This window comes from Mesobacterium hydrothermale, assembly GCF_035818635.1.
Lineage (GTDB): Bacteria > Pseudomonadota > Alphaproteobacteria > Rhodobacterales > Rhodobacteraceae > Mesobacterium_A > Mesobacterium_A hydrothermale.
This window is the reverse complement of the sequence record NZ_JAYLLH010000016.1, coordinates 19,694-36,707: the sequence shown is the minus strand read 5'-3', so window position 1 is coordinate 36,707 and position 17,014 is coordinate 19,694. Positions and strand designations below refer to the sequence as shown.

The following is a 17,014-nucleotide window of genomic DNA, read 5'->3' as shown; positions in this document are numbered from 1 at the left end:
ACACCATGGCCCTGTCCCCAAGCGCGGCGCTGTGGTTCCTGCCCTTCGTGCTGCCGATCTGCCTCTATGTCTGTTACACCGACATGTCGCGGATGAAGATCACCAACCGGGCCGTGATGGTCTTGATCATGGTATTTGCCATCGTCGGGCCACTTGTACTGCCTTTTGATACCTATCTGTGGCGCTACGCGCATCTGGGCGTGGCACTACTGGCTGGGATCTTGTTGAATGCCGCCGGGGCAATGGGGGCTGGCGATGCCAAGTTCATCGCGGCCGCAGCCCCCTTCGTGAACCTCGGCGACCTGCCGTTTCTGATGATCCTGTTTTCGATCACCCTGATCGTCGCTTTTGTCACCCACCGGGTGGTCCGTGCGTCACCACTGCGGCAGTTGGCCCCAAACTGGGCCAGTTGGACCAGTGGAAAACGCTTCCCCATGGGTCTGGCCCTTGGCGGGACGCTGGGTCTGTACCTGACATTCGGGGCCTTGCAGGGGCTGTAAGCTTGCAGACCGGGATCGCACCCGCACCAATTTCACAGCGGAAACACAAAAGCCCCGGTCAACAGACCGGGGCTTTGCATAACGTCAGAGACGGAAAGATCAGGCCTGAGCAGCCTTCGCCTTGGCGATTTCTTTCTTGGTCTTCAGCGCGTTGGCCGACAGCTCGCTGTCCTTGGCTTTTGCCAGGAACGCGTCCAGACCACCCCGGTGATCGACCGAGCGCAGCGCGTGCGCCGAGATACGCAGCTTTACGCCACGACCCAGCGTTTCGGACTGCAGCGTCACGTCGTTCAGGTTCGGCAGAAAGCGACGCTTGGTCTTGTTGTTGGCGTGGCTGACGTTGTTGCCAGTCATCGGGCCTTTACCGGTCAGTTCGCACACACGCGACATGGGACTATCCTCGTCTTTGGCTCTGGGCGAAAGGACATGCCCTTCGCGAATATCAAAGGGCGCCGCTTTGCAGCGCCCGGAATCTGGTTTGCTGGCTCATAAGGAACCCCGCGCCGCGCGTCAAGACCCGGAGTCGTCCGTACCTTGCGAAAGCTGGGCTGCCTGCAACAAAACCCTGTCTGCAAGGGACTTTCGGCCGTGTCGGCGGGCCAACTCCGCCAGATGCCGCCAATAGCTTTCACTGTTTTTCCGGGCTTTGCGGTGCCGTCGAACGATGGCCGCCGAATCCGGTGTGCCAGACAAAAGTCGGCCTCGCAGCCAGTTGAAGTCGCCCGCCTGCATCAACGGTCGCGACGCCGGATGCCCGCCACAGCCCAACCGTGCCAACCGCATGTGCGGGAACACGCCTGCGATCAGGAGGGCGTTGAAAAGATCGTTGCGCTTGAACGGGTCGAACAAGATTGCCCCGGCCAGTTCTGATCCTCTTGCAGACAGATCCCCCAGTTCCGCATCCCAGCCCCGGCTTTCCTTATGATACCGACGATCGAACCGTACATGTTGCTTGGCGATCGAGTATTGCGGAGAAATCGCCAGTGCCGCGTTCAACGACAGCGCACGGGCAAAACGCAGCACGCCGTACCCGCCCATCGAGAACCCCATCGCAACGCGGCGGTCATAGCGCGCAGCCAATTCTGCCAATGCCGCTTCCAGCGCTTCGGTTTCGGCGTTGATGAACCAGTCGTTCCAACGCGATTGAATGTGTAGATGCGCAAAACCGCGCCGCAGGAAGAACTGGATCGGCGCCTTATGCTCGAACCCGCCGGGCTGGCCGATGCGCTGCCGGAAACTGACAAACAGCTGCCCCGCCCCCGGATCGGTCAGCGTGGCGCGCAGCAACTCGCCGTCGAAGATCGGCGTATCGCTCATCCGTGCATCTGGACGTCCAGCAGGCGCTGTGCCTCTTCGGCGGCGGCGGTCGTGCTGATCTCTCCGCGCTCGACTTGCGCGGCCAGCGACAACAACAGCCCCTTGACCGGTTCGCGGTCCAGCCGCGCCAGAAGGGCATCGCGCACCTCGGCCTCGAACCAGTGCCGGGCCTGTTCCGCCCGGCGCCTGCCCCAATGGCCGTGATCGCGCCGCCAGTCCGCCAGCGCCTGCATCTCGGCCCAGGCCTTTTCCAGCCCGGCCTCTTCCAGCGCCGAAACGGTCAGCGCCTTAGGAAAGCCTTCGGGGTCCTGTGGTCGCTTGCGCAGCAGGCGCAGCGCCCCGGCATAATCGGCGCAGGTCCGGGTCGCGGTGGCCTTCAGCTCTCCATCCGCCTTGTTGACAAGGATGATGTCCGCCATCTCCATGATGCCGCGCTTGACCCCCTGCAATTCGTCGCCGCTCGCAGGCGCCAGCAACAGAAGGAAAAGGTCGGCCATCTCGGCCACCATGGTTTCGGACTGGCCGACACCCACGGTTTCGATCAGCACCACGTCGAAACCCGCAGCCTCGCAAAGGGCAATCGCCTCTCGGGTGCGGCGGGCGACGCCGCCCAGCTGGCTTTGCGACGGCGACGGGCGGATGAAGGCGCGGGGATCCCGGCTCAGCCGCTCCATGCGGGTCTTGTCCCCCAGGATCGACCCGCCTGACCGGGCCGAACTGGGATCGACCGCCAGGACCGCCACGCGCAGCCCCTGCGCCGTCAACATGCAGCCAAACGCCTCGATAAAGGTGGATTTTCCGACGCCCGGCGTGCCCGACAGCCCGATGCGCTGTGCCTGTCGACCCGCGCACTTGAGGTCCTCCAGCAACAGGGTGGCCTGCGCCCGATGATCGGCCCGAGAGCTTTCGACCAGCGTGATCGCCCGCGCCAGCGCCCGTCGATCCCCTGCCAGCACCCGTTCCGCCATGTTCTGCATCGTCCGCACCCCGTCTTGCTGTTCCGGCTTTCTGCATGGGCACAGGCCGGGTGTCCAGTGCAACTGGCCGCGCTTGGGTTCTGGACGCGCCCGCGGCACTTGGCGATAAGGGGCCCGTGAGCCAGACCCTACCCATCGACAGCGCCCTGCCCGGGCTGATCGCCGCCCTGCGCGACGCGGGCCGTGCCGTGTTGCAGGCGCCCCCCGGCGCGGGCAAGACAACCCGCGTGCCGCTGGCCCTGCTGAAGGCCGGGCTGACCCCGGGCCGCATCGTCATGCTGGAACCGCGCCGGCTGGCCGCCCGTGCCGCCGCCGAACGCATGGCGCAGACGCTGGGGGAAAAGCCCGGCGAAACCGTGGGCTATCGCATCCGGGGAGAGGCCCGCACCGGTCCAAACACGCGGATCGAGGTCGTGACCGAAGGCATTCTGACCCGGATGATCCAGTCCGACCCGGAATTGACCGGCGTCGGCGCGGTACTGTTCGACGAATTTCACGAACGGTCGCTGAACGCCGACCTGGGCCTTGCGCTGTGCCTTGAAATCGCGGGCGCACTGCGCGACGACCTGATCCTTGTCGCCATGTCCGCCACGCTGGATGCCCAACCGGTGGCCGACCTGATGAGCGCACCGGTGGTCACCTCCGAAGGCCGCAGTTTCCCGGTCGAAACCCGCTGGCTGCCGGCGCCGATCGCCAAGACCCAGCGGTTTGAAAACGCGCTCGCCGATTTGGTGACGCTGGCCGCGGCCGAAACCGAGGGCGGCATCCTTGTCTTCCTGCCCGGCGAGGGCGAGATCCGCCGGACCGAGGCGCTGTTGAAATCCCGCCTGCCCAAGGGTCACCTGATCCGGCCGTTGTACGGCGCCATGGAGTTTGCCGCCCAACGCGCCGCGATCCAGTCCGAAACCGAAGGGCGGAAGGTGGTGCTGGCCACCTCCATCGCCGAAACCTCTCTGACGATCGAGGACATCCGCGTCGTGATCGACGGCGGCAAGGCGCGGCGCGCGCGGTTCGATCCCGGATCTGGCATGTCGCGGCTGGTCACAGAGCGGGTCACCCGCGCCGAGGCGACCCAGCGCGCGGGCCGCGCGGGCCGGGTCGCACCCGGCGTCGCCTATCGTCTGTGGACGAAGGGAGAGGAAGGCGCGCTGTCCCCCTTTCCGCCCGCCGAAATCGAGGCAGCCGACCTGGCCGGTCTGGCGCTGGAACTGGCCCTTTGGGGCGCACGGGCGGGCGACCTGCCGTTCCTGACCCCGCCGCCCGAAGGTGCGCTGGCCGAGGCACAGGCGCTTTTGCGGATGCTGGGCGCGCTGGATGCCCAGGGCCTGATCACCGCCCACGGCCGGACACTTGCCGCGCTGCCGCTGCACCCGCGCCTGGCCCATATGCTGGCCAGTGCCGGGCCGGAGGCCGCCCCCCTGGCCGCGCTGTTGAACGACCGCGATCCGGTGATCAGCGCGCCCTGTGACCTGTTGCTGCGGCTTCACGCGCTGACCGATCCGCGCCGGTTCACCGAAAGCCGCCCTTACGCCCTGAACCGCCCCGCGCTCGAGCGTATCCGGGCCGAGGCCAAGCGGCTCGGCCGTTCTGCCGGTACGGCACGCGAACCGCTTGGCCCCGCAGCCATGGCCGCGCTGGCCTATCCCGACCGGATTGGCCTGCGCCGCAAAGGCGATGCCGCGCGCTACCAGCTGTCGGGCGGCAAGGGCGCAGTGATGGCCGATAGCGATCCGCTGGCCAGTGCCCGGCTGGTCGTCGTCACCGACACCGACGGCAACCCGAGAGAGGCGAAGATCCGGCAAGCGATCCAGATTGGCGAAGCCGAGATCCGCGCACTTTACGCCGACCAGATCACTTGGACCGACGCCTGCGAATGGTCCAGGCGTGACCGCCGCGTGGTGGCCAGGCAACAGGAACGGTTCGGCGCCATCGCGCTGGATGACCGTATCTGGAAAGACGTGCCCGACGATGCGGTCGCCCGCGCCATGCTGGACGGAGTGCGCGATCTGGGGATCACCCTGTCGGATGCCGCCCGCCGCTTCACCGCCCGTGTCGCATTGGCGCGCGACGCGGGTCAGGACCTGCCTGACATGACCATTCCCGCGCTGCTGGAAACGGTCGAGGACTGGTTGCTGCCCTACCTGTCGGGGGTGAAAACCGCCGAGCAGTGGAAACGCTTCGACCTGCTGCCCGCCTTGCGCGCGATGCTGGATTGGGCCCAGATGACGACGCTCGACAGCCTCGCTCCCGCACATTTCACCACGCCGCTAGGGCGCCAGATCCCCATCGATTATTCCGGCGAAGCGCCCGAAATCACCCTGCGTCTGCAAGAGATGTTTGGCCAGACCACCCACCCCACCGTGGGCAGACAGCCGCTGCGCGTGACGCTGCTGTCCCCCGCCCAGCGCCCTGTGCAGACCACGATGGACCTGCCCGGCTTCTGGTCCGGCAGCTATGCAGACGTGCGCAAGGACATGCGCGCGCGCTATCCCAGACACCCCTGGCCCGAGGATCCGACGCAGGCCGACCCGACCCTGCGCGCCAAGCCGCGCGGCAGTTGACGCAAGGGGCCCCGGCGCATATGTTGACCAAGTCAACACAAGGACCGCGCAGACATGTCTGACCCCCAGATCGAGGCGTTTCGGGCCTTCAACCGGTTTCACACCCGCCTGATCGGTGTCCTCAACGAACATCTGCTGAACAGCCCCTACGGGCTGCCGCAGGTTCGCGTGCTCTACGAAATCGCCCATGCCCCCGCCGATAACCCGCCCGCCGCCGCCGACCTGGCCGATGCGCTGCGCATGGACCGTGGCCACCTGAGCCGCGTGCTGAGCGCGCTGGAACGGGACGGGCAGATCACCCGCGCGCCCGACCCCTGCAACGCCAAACGCCTGCGTCTGACCCTGACCGATGTCGGGCACGACACGGCAACCAAGCTCGCCGCCGCCTCGGCCGCGGAAATCGGCGCGCTGCTTGCGCCGCTCGGCCCTGCCGAACGCACGCAACTGACCGCCGCCATGGCAACGATCCGCCGCCTGCTGGGCGACACCGACCTGCCAAACAAGGTGATCCTTCGCGCCCCCGAACCGGGCGATCTTGGCTATATCACCCACGCGCAGGCCCGACTCTATACACAGGAATACGGCTGGAACGACCGGTTCGAGGCGCTGGTGTCGCGCATCACCGCCGATTTCACCGAGAATTTCATCCCCGGTCGCGAACGTTGCTGGATTGCCGAACGCGACGGGCAGATCGTCGGATCGGTCTTCATCGTGCAAAAGGACGAACGAACCGCCAAGCTGCGCCTGCTCTACGTCGACGCCTCCGCCCGCGGGCTCGGCCTTGGCCGCCGCCTTGTCGAGGAATGCCTGACGTTTGCACGCGCGGCGGGCTACAGCCGTATCTTCCTGTGGACCAACGATGTGCTGGTCGCGGCGCGCGGGCTGTATCAGTCGCTGGGGTTCGAACTGACCGGGGAAGTGCCGCATTCCGATTTCGGCCCGCCGATGAACGGCCAGACCTGGGAACGCGACCTGTGACCCAAGCCCCCGGACTGCAGGGCCCCGTCCGATCGCCGGTCCCGCCGCGAAAACCGCTGGACTTTTCGCGCGGTCCGCGTATGAAACGCGGCATGAAACTCGCGCCGATCCTCCGACGACCCGTCTGACCCCCGTGCCCTATCCGGCACGGCCTTCGCGCGTTTTTCCGCCCCCTTCCTACAGTTCTTGACATGGCCCGCCGGTGCTTGGCACAGCTTGGGCTTCCTTCAAAGGGTTCCGACATGATCTCTTCCGTTCTGCCCACCTATTCCCGCGCGCCGCTTCATTTCGTGAAGGGCGAAGGCTGCTGGCTGATTGAAGAGGACGGCCGCCGCTTCCTCGACATGGGGGCCGGCATCGCCGTGAACTGCCTCGGCCACGCCCACCCGGCGCTGGTTGCGGCCCTGACGGAACAGGCCAACAAGATCTGGCACCTGTCGAACCTCTACGAGATCCCGCAACAGCAGGAACTCGCTGACAAGCTGGTCGCGGCCACCTTTGCCGACACCGTGTTCTTCACCAACTCCGGCACGGAATCCTGCGAACTGGCGGTCAAGATGGCCCGCAAGTACTGGTACGAAAAAGGCCAGCCGGAAAAGACCGACATCGTGACCTTCACCGGCTCGTTCCACGGCCGGTCCTCGGCCGGTATCGCCGCCGCCGGGTCGGAAAAGATGATCAAGGGGTTCGGCCCGATCCTGCCCGGGTTCATCCATGTGGACTGGGCCGACCATGACGCGCTCACCGCCGCGATCACCGACACCGTGGGCGCGATCCTGATCGAACCGGTTCAGGGCGAAGGCGGCATCCGCCCCCTGCCCGACCAATGCCTCAAGGGCCTGCGCGACCTCTGCGACGAAAAGGGCATCCTGCTGATCCTCGACGAGGTACAGTGCGGCATGGGCCGGACCGGCAAGCTCTTCGCCCATGAATGGGCCGGGGTCGAACCCGACATCATGATGGTGGCCAAGGGCATCGGCGGCGGCTTCCCGCTGGGCGCCGTGCTCGCCACCGAAGAGGCCGCCAGCGGCATGACCGTGGGCACCCATGGCTCGACCTACGGCGGCAACCCGCTGGCCTGCGCCGTGGGCAGCGCGGTGATGGACCACGTCGCCGATCCCAACTTCCTGGCCCAGGTCAACCGCGTCGCGGGCACCCTGCGCCAACGGCTCGAAGGTCTCGTCGCCGCCCACCCGGATGTCTTCGAAGAGGTGCGCGGCAGCGGCCTGATGCTGGGCCTCAAGTGCCGCAAGCCAAACGCCGACGTGGTCAAGGTCGGCTATGCCGTGGAACTGATCACCGTGCCCGCGGCCGACAACGTCATCCGCCTGCTGCCCCCGCTCACCCTGACCGAGGACGAGGCCGCCGAGGCCGTCAACCGCCTCGACGCCGCCGCGCAAAGCCTCTCCTGATCATCATCTTGCTTCAAATATCCCGGGGAGCGCGAGGGGCTGGCCCCTCGCTCCCTCCCCCAGCCGCAAAGACCGACGCATGAACCACTTCCTCGACATCCACACCACCGACAAATCCCAGCTTCGGGCCATCATCGAACAGGCCCGCGCGATGAAGACCGCCCGCGACGGCCAGCCCAAGGCCACGCCCGACGTCGAACAGCCGCTGGCCAATCACATGGTCGCCCTGATCTTCGAAAAGCCCTCGACCCGCACCCGGGTCAGCTTCGATGTCGGCGTGCGCCAGATGGGGGGGCAGACCATGGTGCTCTCCGGCAACGACATGCAACTGGGCCACGGTGAAACCATCGCCGACACCGCCCGCGTACTGTCGCGCTATGTCGACCTGATCATGATCCGCACCTTCGACGAAACCGTGCTGCACGAGATGGCGGAATATGCCGATGTTCCCGTAATCAACGGGCTGACCGACCGCACCCATCCGTGCCAGATCATGGCCGACGTGATGACCTACGAGGAACACCGCGGCCCGATCGCTGGCAAGAAAGTGGTCTGGTCAGGGGATGGCAACAACGTCTGCGCGTCCTTCCTGCACGCCGCCGCGCAGTTCGGGTTCGATCTGACGTTTACCGGCCCGGTGCAACTTGACCCGGAAATGGAATTCGTGGGCCTTGCCCGCAACGCTGGCGTTTCGGTCACCATCGAACGTGACCCGGACAAAGCTGTCGAGGGGGCCGACCTTGTCGTGACCGACACCTGGGTCAGCATGCATGATGCGCAATCCGCCCGTGAACGCCGCCACAACATGCTGCGCCCCTATCAGGTCAACGCCGACCTGATGGCCAAGGCCAAGCCCGATGCGCTGTTCATGCACTGCCTGCCCGCGCATCGCGGCGAGGAAGTCACATCCGAGGTCATGGACGGCCCGAATTCGGTGATCTGGGACGAGGCCGAGAACCGTCTGCACGCACAAAAGGCGATCATGCGCTGGTGCGTCGGCAAGTGACATCTCGCGCCGCCCGGTCCTGTTGATCGGGCGGCGAGCAACTTTTTTTCCGCCAGTGGACCAACACAGCGCCTGTTCATCCCTGCACCTTGCAGCCGGGGGCGACGAGCTTACCTTCAGTTGCACACAGCGACAGGAGGCACCCCATGACATCCCCGCAAATCGGCATCTACGGCCTGGGCACCATGGGTGCGGCGCTTGCGCTGAACATGGCCGAAAAGGGTATTGCGATTGCGGTGTCAAACCGTTCGGCCAAGGGCGTCGCGGACTTTATGGATCGCGCAGGTCCGCTGGCCGAGCGCGTGTCGGCCAGCGATGATCTTTCCGCGCTGGTTCAGGCTTTGCCACAACCGCGCACGCTGCTGGCAATGATCCCGTCGACCGGGCCGATGGATGCGTTGCTGGACGACCTGATCCCTTTGCTGAGCCCCGGCGACACGGTGATCGACGCTGGCAATGCCGATTTTCACGACACTCGCCGCCGGACACACCGTCTGGCCGAACACGACCTGCATTTTGTCGGCATGGGCGTGTCCGGTGGGGAAAACGGTGCACGCAACGGTCCCTCGATGATGGTTGGCGGCTCGGATCACAGCTGGCGGCATCTGCGCCCGGTGGTCGAGGCGATTGCCGCGCGATACAACGGCGCGCCCTGCGTCGCCCATCTTGGCCCGGATGGTGCGGGGCATTTCGTCAAGACTGTGCACAACGGCATCGAATATGCCGACATGCAGATGATCGCCGAGGTCTATGACCTGATGAGAAACGGCATGGGGCAGGAGCCGGCGCAGATCGGTCAGCACTTCGCGCGCTGGAACGACGGCCCGCTTGGCTCTTACCTGTTCGAGATCACGGGCACGCTGTTGCAGGCGGCCGACCCGAAGACAGGCAAGCCCATGGTCGACGTGATCACCGATTCCGCCGGACAAAAGGGCACCGGGCGCTGGACCGTGATCGAGGCGATCAAGCTTGGCCAGTCCGCCAACATGATCGAGGCTGCCGTCGCCGGACGGGCATGGTCTGCCGAACGCGCTGTTCGGCAGGATGCCGACGCGACATTCGGGGCCGCCCGCAACCCGATCGACCTGGACGCCGCAAGGCTGGAACCCGCGCTGCTGGCCGCGCGGGTTCTGGAGTACGCTCAGGGGTTTCGCATTCTTGCGGCGGCATCTACCGAATACGACTGGCAACTTGACCCCGGTACGATCGCCCGGATCTGGCGCGCGGGCTGCATCATCCGGGCAAAGACGCTGGACGATATCGCCCAGGCGTTCGACGACGGCCCCCCGCATGGCGAATTGCTGCTGTCATCACGGTTCTCGGAGGTGCTGGACCGCGGCATCCCGGCGTTGCGGAAGGTCGTGGGTCAGGCCGTCCTGGCCGGCCATCCCGTGCCGGTCCTGTCAGCGGCGCTGGCGTGGTTCGACACCATGCGTCAGGGTCGCGGCACCGCCAGCGTGATCCAGGCGCAACGCGATTTCTTCGGGCGGCACGGGTTCGGACGCGTGGATGCAGAGGGTGTTTTTCACGGTCCCTGGTGGGGGTGACACCGATTGAGCGGTGTCGTTTTCGCCTGCGGCAAAAACGACCCGCGCGGGGGTTCCACCCCCACACCCCCGAGGTATTTGGAAAACCAAAGACGACAAAGGTCAGGCGAAAGGATCGACCGGATAGCCGACGCCGACCAGATAGAGGCCCTGCGGCGGGCAGACCGGGCCACAGGCGGCGCGGTCTTTTGCCTCCAGCGCCTGGCGGACGTCTTCGGGGGACCAGCTGCCCGCGCCAACCCGTTCCAGCGTGCCGACGAAACTGCGAACCTGGTTGTGCAGGAAGCTGCGGGCGCGCACGTCGAAACGGATCTCGGGACCGGCGGCGGTGTCGTGGCGGCTGACCGCGAGCCGGTCGAGCGTCTTGACCGGGCTGTCGGACTGGCACTGCACGGACCGGAAGGTGGTGAAATCGTGCCGGCCCAGCAGGTGGTTGGCGGCATCCTGCATGGCGTGCACGTCCAGATCGTGGCGCACGTGCCAGACCTGCCCGACCTCGAGCGTCAGGGGGGCGCGGCGGATCAGGATGCGGAACAGATAGCGCCGTTCCAGCGCCGAGAACCGGGCGTGCCAGTCATCGGCCACCCTTGCCGCGGCGACAATCGCCACCGGCGCGGGCTTCAGGTGGTGGTTGAGCGCTTCGGACAGGCGGAACGGGTCCCAGTCCTTGTCCATGTCGCACTGGGCGACCTGTCCGCGGGCGTGCACCCCGGCATCGGTCCGACCGGCGGCGGCAATCGTATGGGCGCGGGGTTCGAGCCGCGCCAGCGCCGCTTCGATCGCAGCCTGGACCGACGGCTGGTCGGCCTGCCGTTGCCAGCCCGCGAACGGGCCGCCGTCATATTCCACCTTGAGCGCGTATCTGGGCATATCCGCCCCTTAACCTGACGAAATGCCCCCGACAATCCCCCCTGTCGCCACTGGCGGGCGGGCGGCAGGGTGACTATCTTGGACCCGCAGGACATCGGGCAGGAGGCCGGACCCTTGGTGATATCAGCGCTTGCCGACACGCTGGCCCGCAGCGTGGAAAGCGTGACAGACGGCGTTTCCGGCGCCCTGTTCGAACCGGTGATCCGGCTGGGGGTGACCGGGCTTGCGCGGTCGGGCAAGACGGTGTTCATCACCTCGCTTGTCGCCAACCTGATGGACCGGGGGCGGATGCCGCAGCTGGTGGCGGCCGCCGACGGGCGCATCACCACCGCGTTCTTGCAACCGCAACCAGATGTAACGCTGCCCCGGTTCGAGTATGAATCCCACCTTGGCGCGCTGACGTCGCCCACGCCGCACTGGCCGGACAGTACGCGCACGGTGTCGGAACTGCGCCTGTCGCTGCGGGTCAAACCCGCGGGGCTGTTGTCGGGGCTTCAGGGGCCGCGCACCGTCCACCTGGATATCGTCGATTATCCCGGCGAATGGCTGCTGGACCTTGGCCTGCTGGACAAGAGCTTTGCCCGGTGGAGCGAAGAGGTCCTGTCGCGGCTGGAAACCCGGCCCGAAGGCGCCGCCTATCTGGCGCAGGCCAAGGCAGAAGATGCCGCTGCGCCGCTGGACGAGGTACGCGCCCGCACCTTGGCCGATGCCTTCACCGCTTACCTGACCACGGCGCGCAACGCGGGCTATTCCGATTGCACGCCGGGGCGGTTCCTGTTGCCGGGCGATCTGGCAGGCAGCCCGGTGCTGACCTTTGCGCCGTTGCCGCCGCTGACCGGGCTGTCGCGCAAGTCGCTGTGGCGAGAGATGGAGCGACGCTACGACGCCTATAAATCCCGCGTCGTGAAACCCTTTTTCACCGAGCATTTCGCCCGCATCGACCGGCAGGTGGTTCTTGTCGATGCGCTTGGCGCGATCCATGCCGGGCCGCGGGCGGTCGAGGACATACGGCAGGCGATGGCCGATATCCTGCAGGCGTTCCGGCCGGGCGGAAACGCGTTCCTGTCGCGGCTGTTTCTTGGGCGGCGCGTCGAAAAAATCCTGTTTGCCGCCACCAAGGCCGACCACCTGCACCACACCCAGCACCCCCGCCTGACCGCGATCATGGAGGCGCTGGTGCGCGATGCCCGCGACCGGGCGCGGTTTGCCGGGGCGAAGACGCAGGCAATGTCGCTGGCGTCGCTCCGGGCCACGGTCGAACAGACGATCACCCATGACGGGCAGACGCTGGATTGCGTGCGCGGCACGCTGCTGGACAGCGGCAAGCAGGCGGCGTTTTACCCCGGCGAACTGCCAGATGACCCGGCGCACCTGCTGGCGCCCGCGCGGGAAGGTGCGGACAGCTGGCTGGATCGCGACTATCAAATCATGCGCTTTGCCCCTGCCCCGCTGACGCTGAAACCCGGCGAAGGCCCACCGCACATAAGGTTGGACCGCGCCGCGCAATTCCTGATCGGGGACAGGCTGTGACCGTGACGCTCAGGCAGGCGGCACCGCTGGACGCCGGGGCGGTGGGGGCGATCCTGTCGGGGTTCGTCGACGATACGCCCTGGATGCCGCGCATCCACACCCGTGCCGAGGAACTGGCCCATGCCGACGACCTGATCGGGCGCGGCTGGGTGACGGTGGCGGAACAGGCCGGGGACGTCGTGGGGTTCATCGCCCGTGCCGGGCACGCGATCCACGCGCTTTACCTTGTGCCACGGATGCAGGGACAAGGCATCGGCACCGCGCTTTTGCGGACGGCGCAACGACAGGCGCCGCGGCTGGAACTGTGGACCTTTCAGGCCAATGACGGGGCGCAGCGTTTCTATCACCGCCACGGGTTCCGCGCCGTGGAACAGACCGATGGCGCAGGCAATGACGAAGGCCTGCCCGATATCCGTTTCATCTGGGAAAGGCAGCCGTCATGACTGATCGCAAAGGCCCCGTGCTGATCGAGATTGAGGACACACACACCGCCCCCGGCCCGTCCGAGGCACCGCCGGTCCCGGACACCGAATTGCCCGCCCCCAAAGGCCAGGCCATGGCGACTGTGGCCGCGCTGACCGGGCGACCGCCGTCGCGGCTGGCACGTTGGTTCTGGTCGCTTCTGGTGGGCCTGATCGGCACCTTTGCTTCGATCGCGGCGTGGAATTTCGTCACCGGGCTGATCGCCTCGACCCCGATTCTGGGCTGGGCGGTGGCGGTGCTGGTGGCACTTTTCGTACTGGTTGTCCTTTTGATCGTCCTGAAGGAGCTGTCGGTCTTTGCCCGGCTCAGCCGGATCGACGCGCTGCATCGGCAGGCCGAGGCCGCCATCGTGTCCGAAGACCTGGCCGAGGCGCGCAAGGTCGTAGCCGGGATCGAGAAGCTCTATGCCGGGCGCGACGACACCCGCTGGGGGCGCGAAAAGCTGGCCGAACGGCAGGGCGACATGTTCGACGCCAAGGCCCTGCTGGAACTGGCCGAGGCCGAGGTCCTGACCCCGCTCGACATCGCCGCCCGGCAAGAGGTCGAGACCGCGGCCCGGCAGGTTGCGACCGTCACCGCGCTGGTTCCCATTGCGCTGGCCGATGTGTTCACCGCGCTGGGGGCCAACATCCGCATGATCCGCCGGATCGGCGAAATCTATGGCGGCCGGTCCGGCACATTGGGCAGTTGGCGTTTGCTGCGCGCGGTGATGTCGCATCTGGTGGCCACCGGTGCGGTGGCTGTCGGCGATGACATGCTGGAACCCTTCCTGGGCGGTGGCCTGCTGGGCAAGCTGTCGCGCCGCTTTGGCGAGGGGCTGGTCAATGGCGCCCTGACCGCCCGGGTCGGTGTCGCGGCGATGGAGGTTTGCCGCCCCCTGCCCTTTACCCGGCAAAAACGCCCGTCGGTCCGCGGAATCGTAAAAACCGCCCTGACAGGTCTGTTTTCCAAAAGCACCGGGTAACCGCGAATCCACGCAGTCCGGTTTTCCTGTCCTGACAAACGCTTGCGCCGCGGTATGATCCCCGCAGGGAAGACACAGGAAGGGAACGGGCCGATGGATGCCATCCTTGTCGTGGTCGCCATGGCCATCGTGGCGGTGCCGGTCTTGCTGGTCGGTGTTCTGGTTGCACAAGCCCGGCTGCGCAAGCGGGTCGATCAGGCCGAACGGCAGATCACAGCCCTTGTCTATGCGCTTGAAAATGCAGGCACAGGCACGGAACACCCACCGACGACAGCGCAGCCGGCCAAGACGTTCAAGGCCGCGACAGAGCTGCCCAAAGACAGCGGGCCGCCCGACACGCTTCCGGCCCGAGACGTGCCCGCTGCTGCAAAAGGTCCCCAACCCTGGGCCAGCCGCAGCCCGGTCACGCCGCGACCGGTCACGCCGGAACCGCCCAAGGCCATTGTCGCCCGCCGTGACTCTGGTGCCTGGTTCGGCAAATGGCTGCGCGACAACTGGTTTTACGCGATTTCCGCCGTATCGCTGGCGCTGGCGGGGATTTTCCTTGTGCAATACGGCATGGAACAGGGCTACTTGCCGCCGCTGGCCCGTGTCGTGGCCGCTGCGTTGTTCGGCCTGATTCTGGTCTCGGCCGGAGAGGTCATCCGCCGACGTTTCGGCGATGGCGAAGAGGCCACAACCGCTTACCTGCCCTCGGTCTTTTCGGGTGCCGGGATCGTTTCGCTATTCGGCGCTATCCTGGCTGCGCATCTGCTTTATGCGCTGATCGGGCCAGAGGCCGCGCTGGCCGGGATGGCCTTGGTGGCGTTGTCGGCGCTGGTGCTGGGCTGGTTCCATGGCCCGCTTCTGGCGGCTGTCGGGGTCGTTGGTGCCATGGCCGCGCCCTTCCTGATCGGCGGAGCGTCCGAAGCGGTTCACTGGCTCTACCTCTATTTCGGAATCGTGGCACTGGTCGGGCTGGGCATTGACTCGGTGCGCCGCTGGGCCTGGGTGTCTGTGTTGACGCTGGTCCTGGCCTTTGCCGCCGGGTGGTTGCTTTATATTTCGCACCTGGATCTGCAAATGGCCTTTGCGCTTTATGCCGCGGCGCTGGTGGTTCTGTCGGTTCTGATCCCGGCACGCAGCCTGTTGCCGGATCAACAGGGAGGCCTGGTCTTGTGGGCGCTTTTGCGTGGCAAGCCCAAGGACGGTTGGCCGATCTTCCCGGTTCGTCTGTCCTTTGCCAGCCTGCTGGCGGCGACGTTGATCCTTTGGATCGTCGCGTCGGAAGGCACGACCGACGTATTCTGGCTGGTCTTCACGACGCTCACGGCGCTGGCCACCGCGTTTGCCTTGGCATCAGTCCGCGCACCCGCTTTGCAGGACCACATCCTTGCCCCGGCCGGGGCGATGTTGGTCCTGGCAAGCTGGGGCCAGACTGCGCGCAAGGTCTTTCCCGTTGCCCCGGATCCTGCGGAGGTGCCGGCCCCCCCGATGGCGCTGGAACCGTCGGTGATCCTGGCGCTGGCGACGGTTGTGACCGTCGCGGCGGGGTGGCGCAGCCTTGCCGGCGGGTCATTGCGGCTGGGCTGGGCAATCGTGGCGGCAGTCTTTGCCCCGGCCATGGCAGTGGCGCTGGAAATGGTCTGGAAACCGGCGCTTCAGATTGGTCCCTACCCCTGGGCGCTGCACGCCGCGGGGCTGGCGGCGCTGATGACGTTGTTTGCCGAGCGGTTTTCCCGGGTGGATGGCAAGGACAGACTGCGCGCCTCGATTGCCGGCCTTTCAGTACTGGGCTGTCTGAGCTTTGCGCTGGTGATCGTGCTGTCGAACGTCGCGCTGACCATCGCGATTGCGGTGGTGGTGCTGGCCGCGGCCGCGCTCGATCGCAAATTCGACCTGCCCCTGATGACATTGGCAATATCCATCGGCGTCGTTGCCATCGGCTATCGGCTGGTGATCGATCCCGGCATCGACTGGGCGCTTGGGGCCGGCTGGGGCAATTTCAGCCTGGCCTATGGCGGGGCGCTGGCGGCGTTGGTTGCCGCGCTGGCCGCGCTGCCGGGCGATCGCCCGACAGCCCGGGTGATGCTGGACACCGGCATGTGGTCGGCAGGGGGCGTGGGCCTGTCACTGGCGCTGTTCCGCCTGATCGAGGAACGGATCGGGTCCAGCCACACCGAAGATCACTGGGCGCTGGGGCTTTATGCGTTGATCTGGCTGGTCCTGGCACTGGTGCAGGTGCGGCGTGCCGATCTTGGCGGCTGGCTGCGCAAGCTGCGACTCGGGTTGGCGGCGGTGTTCGGACTATTGTCGGCGTTGGTGATGGGGCTTGCGCTGACACTGGCGAACCCGCTGTTCAATACGGGAACCGTTTACGGCTGGCCGGTGCTGAACACGCTGAGCGTGGCCTACCTGTTGCCGGCACTGGCGCTTCTGGCCGGGGCCGCTTGGGTGCGGCGGATGCCTTTGCTGTCGCGAAGTTTTTTTGGCCTGGGTCTGGCGCTCGGGGGCTTCTGGCTGGCGGTGACGATCCGCAACTTCTGGCAGGGCAACATGGCGATGGCGCTGTGGAAAGATGTCGGCCAGCCAGAGCTTTACACCTATACCGTGGCGCTGCTGATCCTTGGGGCCGGGCTGTTCTACCAGTCCCTGGCGCGCGGGTCCGATCATTTGCGCCGCGCCGGGCTGGTGATCATCGGGCTTGCCGTGGGCAAAGTGTTCTTTGTCGATATTTCTGGGCTGACCGGGCTGATGCGGGTGTTTTCGCTGCTGATCCTGGGGCTTGGGCTGGCGGGTCTGGCCTGGTTGAACCGCTGGGCGCGGGCGCGGCACGCCCCGCCAGAGACCGCGGAGTAGACTGAATGGCTTGCCCCCCAAGCGCCCAGCG

The 17,014-nt window shown here is 66.4% G+C and carries 14 protein-coding genes; 10 read left to right on the top strand and 4 right to left on the bottom strand.

Going from position 1 to position 17,014, the window contains the following annotated elements; genetic code table 11:
• The first annotated feature begins 5 nt into the window (after window positions 1–5).
• Window positions 6–500: a prepilin peptidase gene (locus VK792_RS11965; protein ID WP_326297741.1), complete on the top strand. Its 495-nt coding sequence runs from the start codon at window positions 6–8 to the stop codon at window positions 498–500.
• A 99-nt stretch (window positions 501–599) separates the two neighbouring features.
• Here VK792_RS11965 and rpmB read toward each other — a convergent pair whose 3' ends face one another.
• From rpmB to meaB, 3 genes are all read right to left on the bottom strand, one after another.
• A complete protein-coding gene (gene rpmB, locus VK792_RS11960) occupies window positions 600–890 on the bottom strand; it encodes a 50S ribosomal protein L28 (protein WP_326297740.1) in 291 nt (96 codons plus the stop codon).
• Window positions 891–1,010: 120 nt separating this feature from the next.
• On the bottom strand, window positions 1,011–1,817 hold the full coding sequence (locus VK792_RS11955) for an alpha/beta hydrolase (RefSeq protein WP_326297739.1): 807 nt from the start codon (window positions 1,815–1,817) through the stop codon (window positions 1,011–1,013).
• Window positions 1,814–2,794 (bottom strand): methylmalonyl Co-A mutase-associated GTPase MeaB, encoded by a 981-nt coding sequence (meaB, locus tag VK792_RS11950; RefSeq protein WP_326297738.1) that lies wholly within the window; start codon window positions 2,792–2,794, stop codon window positions 1,814–1,816. Before meaB ends, VK792_RS11955 begins: the two co-directional genes overlap by 4 nt.
• 116 nt (window positions 2,795–2,910) lie before the next feature.
• Between meaB and hrpB the strand changes: the two genes are divergently transcribed.
• From hrpB to gnd, 5 genes are all read left to right on the top strand, one after another.
• Window positions 2,911–5,355 (top strand): ATP-dependent helicase HrpB, encoded by a 2,445-nt coding sequence (gene hrpB / locus VK792_RS11945; protein ID WP_326297737.1) that lies wholly within the window; start codon window positions 2,911–2,913, stop codon window positions 5,353–5,355.
• A gap of 54 nt (window positions 5,356–5,409) precedes the next feature.
• On the top strand, window positions 5,410–6,333 hold the full coding sequence (locus tag VK792_RS11940) for a bifunctional helix-turn-helix transcriptional regulator/GNAT family N-acetyltransferase (RefSeq protein WP_326297736.1): 924 nt from the start codon (window positions 5,410–5,412) through the stop codon (window positions 6,331–6,333).
• Between the two features lie 242 nt (window positions 6,334–6,575).
• A complete protein-coding gene (locus VK792_RS11935; protein ID WP_326297735.1) occupies window positions 6,576–7,745 on the top strand; it encodes an aspartate aminotransferase family protein in 1,170 nt (389 codons plus the stop codon).
• A gap of 79 nt (window positions 7,746–7,824) precedes the next feature.
• Window positions 7,825–8,751, top strand: a complete 927-nt coding sequence (gene argF / locus VK792_RS11930; RefSeq protein WP_326297734.1) for an ornithine carbamoyltransferase — start codon at window positions 7,825–7,827, stop codon at window positions 8,749–8,751.
• A gap of 146 nt (window positions 8,752–8,897) precedes the next feature.
• A complete protein-coding gene (gnd, locus tag VK792_RS11925) occupies window positions 8,898–10,298 on the top strand; it encodes an NADP-dependent phosphogluconate dehydrogenase (RefSeq protein WP_326297733.1) in 1,401 nt (466 codons plus the stop codon).
• A 102-nt stretch (window positions 10,299–10,400) separates the two neighbouring features.
• Here the strand turns inward: gnd and truA are convergent, their stop codons facing one another.
• Entirely contained in the window at window positions 10,401–11,168 is a 768-nt protein-coding gene (gene truA, locus VK792_RS11920; protein ID WP_326297732.1) for a tRNA pseudouridine(38-40) synthase TruA, read from the bottom strand.
• 114 nt (window positions 11,169–11,282) lie between these two features.
• Between truA and VK792_RS11915 the strand changes: the two genes are divergently transcribed.
• The 4 genes from VK792_RS11915 (at window position 11,283) to VK792_RS11900 (ending at window position 16,983) form a co-directional block, all read left to right on the top strand.
• Window positions 11,283–12,698: a YcjX family GTP-binding protein gene (locus VK792_RS11915; protein WP_326297731.1), complete on the top strand. Its 1,416-nt coding sequence runs from the start codon at window positions 11,283–11,285 to the stop codon at window positions 12,696–12,698.
• Complete coding sequence (locus VK792_RS11910; RefSeq protein ID WP_326297729.1) at window positions 12,695–13,141, top strand: GNAT family N-acetyltransferase; 447 nt, start codon at window positions 12,695–12,697, stop codon at window positions 13,139–13,141. Before VK792_RS11915 ends, VK792_RS11910 begins: the two co-directional genes overlap by 4 nt.
• Complete coding sequence (locus tag VK792_RS11905; protein WP_326297728.1) at window positions 13,138–14,145, top strand: YcjF family protein; 1,008 nt, start codon at window positions 13,138–13,140, stop codon at window positions 14,143–14,145. Before VK792_RS11910 ends, VK792_RS11905 begins: the two co-directional genes overlap by 4 nt.
• Window positions 14,146–14,238: 93 nt before the next feature.
• Window positions 14,239–16,983 carry a DUF2339 domain-containing protein gene (locus tag VK792_RS11900; protein WP_326297726.1) on the top strand — a complete coding sequence of 915 codons (2,745 nt, stop codon included), beginning with the start codon at window positions 14,239–14,241 and terminating at the stop codon, window positions 16,981–16,983.
• The last annotated feature ends 31 nt before the right edge of the window (window positions 16,984–17,014 follow it).